Source organism: Xanthomonas melonis, from assembly GCF_020783655.1.
In the GTDB taxonomy this organism is placed as follows: domain Bacteria; phylum Pseudomonadota; class Gammaproteobacteria; order Xanthomonadales; family Xanthomonadaceae; genus Xanthomonas; species Xanthomonas melonis.
Map to the genome: position 1 here is coordinate 1 of NZ_JAJGQH010000031.1, position 4,066 is coordinate 4,066.

At 53.5% G+C, this 4,066-nt stretch carries 2 tRNA genes and 2 rRNA genes; all 4 read left to right on the forward strand.

The features are described 5' to 3' along the window. Positions 1 to 271: 271 nt before the first annotated feature. Positions 272 to 1,818, forward strand: a 16S ribosomal RNA gene (locus LL964_RS19995). 94 nt (positions 1,819 to 1,912) lie between these two features. Further along, positions 1,913 to 1,988: transfer RNA gene (locus tag LL964_RS20000), tRNA-Ala, on the forward strand. Between the two features lie 76 nt (positions 1,989 to 2,064). Beyond that, a tRNA-Ile gene (locus tag LL964_RS20005) sits at positions 2,065 to 2,141 on the forward strand. A 226-nt stretch (positions 2,142 to 2,367) separates the two neighbouring features. Next, a 23S ribosomal RNA gene (locus tag LL964_RS20010) occupies positions 2,368 to 4,066 on the forward strand; the annotation flags it as partial.

A 4,066-nucleotide genomic window follows, 5' to 3' on the forward strand; every position in this document is an offset into this window, starting at 1 on the left:
CTCGAAATGAGGTGTTGACGGCAAGAAAAAGTCCGCTATAATGGGCGGCTCGCTTCGACGGAAACGACGAAGCTGACGGGAACGGCGCTGAGGCCACTTCCCAATGTTCTTTGACAGTGTGCGCAGGTAATTTGTGCGGACGCCTGCAGGAAGGATGATTGTCCATCTTGCAGACGTTTAATCAAGCAACATATTAATTGCTTTGCAAGCGATAAGTTGCCAGTGGTTGGACTTCTGCAGCTAAGAGTATTTGCCTTCGGGCATGTAATTTTAAGTGAAGAGTTTGATCCTGGCTCAGAGTGAACGCTGGCGGCAGGCCTAACACATGCAAGTCGAACGGCAGCACAGTAAGAGCTTGCTCTTATGGGTGGCGAGTGGCGGACGGGTGAGGAATACATCGGAATCTACTCTTTCGTGGGGGATAACGTAGGGAAACTTACGCTAATACCGCATACGACCTACGGGTGAAAGCGGAGGACCTTCGGGCTTCGCGCGATTGAATGAGCCGATGTCGGATTAGCTAGTTGGCGGGGTAAAGGCCCACCAAGGCGACGATCCGTAGCTGGTCTGAGAGGATGATCAGCCACACTGGAACTGAGACACGGTCCAGACTCCTACGGGAGGCAGCAGTGGGGAATATTGGACAATGGGCGCAAGCCTGATCCAGCCATGCCGCGTGGGTGAAGAAGGCCTTCGGGTTGTAAAGCCCTTTTGTTGGGAAAGAAAAGCAGTCGGTTAATACCCGATTGTTCTGACGGTACCCAAAGAATAAGCACCGGCTAACTTCGTGCCAGCAGCCGCGGTAATACGAAGGGTGCAAGCGTTACTCGGAATTACTGGGCGTAAAGCGTGCGTAGGTGGTGGTTTAAGTCTGTTGTGAAAGCCCTGGGCTCAACCTGGGAATTGCAGTGGATACTGGATCACTAGAGTGTGGTAGAGGGTAGCGGAATTCCCGGTGTAGCAGTGAAATGCGTAGAGATCGGGAGGAACATCCGTGGCGAAGGCGGCTACCTGGACCAACACTGACACTGAGGCACGAAAGCGTGGGGAGCAAACAGGATTAGATACCCTGGTAGTCCACGCCCTAAACGATGCGAACTGGATGTTGGGTGCAATTTGGCACGCAGTATCGAAGCTAACGCGTTAAGTTCGCCGCCTGGGGAGTACGGTCGCAAGACTGAAACTCAAAGGAATTGACGGGGGCCCGCACAAGCGGTGGAGTATGTGGTTTAATTCGATGCAACGCGAAGAACCTTACCTGGTCTTGACATCCACGGAACTTTCCAGAGATGGATTGGTGCCTTCGGGAACCGTGAGACAGGTGCTGCATGGCTGTCGTCAGCTCGTGTCGTGAGATGTTGGGTTAAGTCCCGCAACGAGCGCAACCCTTGTCCTTAGTTGCCAGCACGTAATGGTGGGAACTCTAAGGAGACCGCCGGTGACAAACCGGAGGAAGGTGGGGATGACGTCAAGTCATCATGGCCCTTACGACCAGGGCTACACACGTACTACAATGGTAGGGACAGAGGGCTGCAAACCCGCGAGGGTAAGCCAATCCCAGAAACCCTATCTCAGTCCGGATTGGAGTCTGCAACTCGACTCCATGAAGTCGGAATCGCTAGTAATCGCAGATCAGCATTGCTGCGGTGAATACGTTCCCGGGCCTTGTACACACCGCCCGTCACACCATGGGAGTTTGTTGCACCAGAAGCAGGTAGCTTAACCTTCGGGAGGGCGCTTGCCACGGTGTGGCCGATGACTGGGGTGAAGTCGTAACAAGGTAGCCGTATCGGAAGGTGCGGCTGGATCACCTCCTTTTGAGCATGACGTCATCGTCTTGCGGGCGTCCTCACAAATTACCTGCATTCAGAGATGCGTACCGGCACAGGTCGGTATGCGAAAGTCCCATCATGGGGCCTTAGCTCAGCTGGGAGAGCACCTGCTTTGCAAGCAGGGGGTCGTCGGTTCGATCCCGACAGGCTCCACCAGATTCGCAGATCCCTCTGCAAGAGCCCGCACATTCGTGTGCGGACTGTCCAGGGAAAAGCGAGAGCACTAGACTTTGGGTCTGTAGCTCAGGTGGTTAGAGCGCACCCCTGATAAGGGTGAGGTCGGTGGTTCGAGTCCTCCCAGACCCACCACTCTGAATGTAGTGCACACTTAAGAATTTATACGGATCAGCGTTGAGGCTGGTACGTGTTCTTTTATAACTTATGACGTAGCGAGCGTTTGAGATATCTATCTAAACGTGTCGTTGAGGCTAAGGCGGGGACTTCGAGTCCCTAGAAATTGAGTCGTATGTTCGCGTTGGTGGCTTTGTACCCCACACAACACGTCATATAGCTCCGAGGCAACTTGGGGTTATATGGTCAAGCGAATAAGCGCACACGGTGGATGCCTAGGCGGTCAGAGGCGATGAAGGACGTGGTAGCCTGCGAAAAGTGTCGGGGAGCTGGCAACAAGCTTTGATCCGGCAATGTCCGAATGGGGAAACCCACTGCTTCGGCAGTATCCTGCAGTGAATTCATAGCTGCTGGAAGCGAACCCGGTGAACTGAAATATCTAAGTAACCGGAGGAAAAGAAATCAACCGAGATTCCCTAAGTAGTGACGAGCGAACGGGGAGCAGCCCTTAAGCTGGAATGGCTTTAGAAAAACAATCTGGAAAGATTGGCCATAGAAGGTGATAGCCCTGTATTTAAAAGGGCCACTCCAGTGAAGACGAGTAGGGCGGGGCACGTGAAACCCTGTCTGAATATGGGGGGACCATCCTCCAAGGCTAAATACTCCTGACCGACCGATAGTGAACCAGTACCGTGAGGGAAAGGCGAAAAGAACCCCGGAGAGGGGAGTGAAATAGATCCTGAAACCGTGTGCGTACAAGCAGTAGGAGCTCGCAAGAGTGACTGCGTACCTTTTGTATAATGGGTCAGCGACTTACTGTTCGTGGCAAGCTTAACCGTATAGGGGAGGCGAAGGGAAACCGAGTCTGATAAGGGCGCATAGTCGCGGGCAGTAGACCCGAAACCGGGTGATCTAGTCATGGCCAGGGTGAAGGTGCCGTAACAGGTACTGGAGGCCCGAACCCACGTCTGTTGCAAAAGACGGGGATGAGCTGTGATTAGGAGTGAAAAGCTAATCGAACCCGGAGATAGCTGGTTCTCCTCGAAAGCTATTTAGGTAGCGCCTCATATGTATCCTCTCGGGGGTAGAGCACTGTTATGGCTAGGGGGTCATCGCGACTTACCAAACCATTGCAAACTCCGAATACCGAGACGGACTGTATGGGAGACACACGGCGGGTGCTAACGTCCGTCGTGAAAAGGGAAACAACCCAGACCCACAGCTAAGGTCCCAAATTCACTGCTAAGTGGAAAACGATGTGGAAAGGCACAGACAGCCAGGAGGTTGGCTTAGAAGCAGCCACCCTTTAAAGAAAGCGTAATAGCTCACTGGTCGAGTCGGTCTGCGCGGAAGATTTAACGGGGCTAAGCAGTGAACCGAAGCTTGGGGTGCATAAAACTTGTTTTATGCGCGGTAGAGGAGCGTTCCGTAAGCCTGCGAAGGTGGATTGAGAAGTCTGCTGGAGGTATCGGAAGTGCGAATGCTGACATGAGTAACGATAATGCGGGTGAAAAGCCCGCACGCCGAAAGCCCAAGGTTTCCTTGCGCAACGTTAATCGACGCAGGGTTAGTCGGTCCCTAAGGCGAGGGCGAAAGCCGTAGTCGATGGGAAGCAGGTTAATATTCCTGCACCTCGCGTGAGTGCGATGGAGGGACGGAGAAGGTTAGGTGTACCGGGCGTTGGTTGTCCCGGGGAAAGGCGGTAGGTTTGGATCTTTGGCAAATCCGGGATCCTTTAAGACCGAGCACCGAGACGAGCCTTTATGGCGAAGTCACTGATACCACGCTTCCAGGAAAAGCTCCTAAGCTTCAGCTCACGAAGACCGTACCGTAAACCGACACAGGTGGGTAGGATGAGAATTCTCAGGCGCTTGAGAGAACTCGGGTGAAGGAACTAGGCAACATGGCACCGTAACTTCGGGAGAAGGTGCACCCTTTTTGGT